The 1697-nt window shown below is 60.5% G+C and carries 1 protein-coding gene; it reads right to left on the reverse strand.

Annotation, left to right across the window (positions count from 1 at the left end; genetic code table 11):
- Positions 1-1346 (reverse strand): ABC-F family ATP-binding cassette domain-containing protein (locus Q8K05_RS01825; protein ID WP_305244838.1); only part of this gene is annotated, 1346 nt, incomplete at its 3' end.
- Positions 1347-1697 lie beyond the last annotated feature (351 nt).

Raw genomic sequence — 1697 nt, forward strand, 5'->3', positions numbered from 1 at the left:
AGCAGCAGGCGGTTGCGCTCCCCGCCTGACAGCGTACGCACCGGTGAGTTGGCACGCGCAGGGGAGAACAGGAAGTCCGTCAGATAGCTCTTGACGTGCTTTTTCTGGCCATTGATTTCGACCCATTCGCTGCCGGGGCTGATGAAGTCTTCCAGCGTGGCGTCCAAGTCCAGTGCATCGCGCATCTGGTCAAAGTAAGCCACCTGCAGATTGGCACCCTGGCGGACCTTGCCGGGCGGCAGGGTCACGTCGGGTTGCAGCTCGCCCAGAATGAGCTTGAGCAGCGTGGTTTTGCCCGCGCCATTGGGGCCCAGCAGGCCAACCTTGTCGCCACGCAGCAAGGTGCCGCTGAACCCGTTCACGATAATTTTCTCGGCGCCTGGGTGGCCAAAGGTTTTGGTGACATTGGTGAGCTCGGCCACGATCTTGCCGCTCTTGTCGCCACTGGAAACGTCCAGGTTGACGCGTCCCACAGCGTCACGCCGGGCGCCGCGACTTTCGCGCAGGACTTCCAGGCGGCCAATGCGCGCCACGCTGCGGGTCCGTCGGGCTTCCACGCCTTTGCGGATCCAGATCTCTTCCTGTGCCAGCAGCTTGTCGGCCTTGGCATTGATGACGGCCTCCTGCGCCATCTGATCTTCCTTCTGGATCAGATACTGGGCAAAGTCGCCCGGGTAGCTGCGCAGCTTGCCGCGGTCCAGTTCGACGATGTCTGTTGCGACCTGGTCCAGAAAGGCCCGGTCGTGGGTAATGGTGATGATGCTGCCGTTGAAATTGACCAGCAGCTCTTCCAGCCAGGCGATGGAGTCGAGGTCCAGGTGGTTGGTTGGCTCATCGAGCAGCAGTACATCGGGCCTGGCGACCAGCGCCTGGGCCAACGCCACGCGTTTTTTGGTACCGCCGGAGAGTGAACCGACGATGGCGTCCTTGTCCAGATGCAGGCGGTGCAGGGTTTCCTCGACGCGCTGCTCCCAGTTCCAGCCGTCCAGCGCTTCTATTTCGGACTGAAGGGCGTCCAGGTCAGTGTGCTCGTCGGCCGCCAGGTACATCTCGACCACATGCCGGGTCCGGGCCAATCCCGCACTGGCGGCATTGAACACAGTTGCGTGGGGGTCCAGGCTGGGCTCTTGGGGGACATAGGCAATGCGCAGGTTTTGCTGCAGTTGCAAGGTGCCGTCGTCGGGTTTGTCGATGCCGGCGAGGATCTTGAGCAGGGACGACTTGCCCGTGCCGTTGCGGCCAATCAGGCCAATACGTACGTTGTTTTCAAGTGAGAAATCTGCGTGGTCCAGCAGTGCGACGTGCCCAAAAGCGAGTTGAGCGTCCAGAAGGGTAATTAGTGCCATATAGGGTAGGGATTATCCGGGTGCTGGCAACTGAGCGCGGATAGTCGGGATTTAATCTTTTCTCAGGGCGCTGTCAGCGGCGCGTGCACGGTGGTGGGTGGTGGGCCGGCTGACCTTGCTGATACGGTCTGTCGCAATGGGATGCATGTCAAGTGCAGCGGGCTCATCCTGCCGCTTGCCACTGGTGCTCTGGATATGGTCAGACCGCTGATGTAGGCGCGGTACAGATCAAGGGCTGGAGGTGCCGGCGTTTTCTTTAAGAATTTTCTTCAACATGTCTTTGGGCGGTGCTATGATTGGCGGCTTCGCTGACGAAGTTGCTTTCCAAAGAAGCAGCTTTCGACGCAAGAG

The sequence above is a fragment of the Polaromonas sp. genome (assembly GCF_030682935.1).
Taxonomy (GTDB): domain Bacteria; phylum Pseudomonadota; class Gammaproteobacteria; order Burkholderiales; family Burkholderiaceae_C; genus Polaromonas.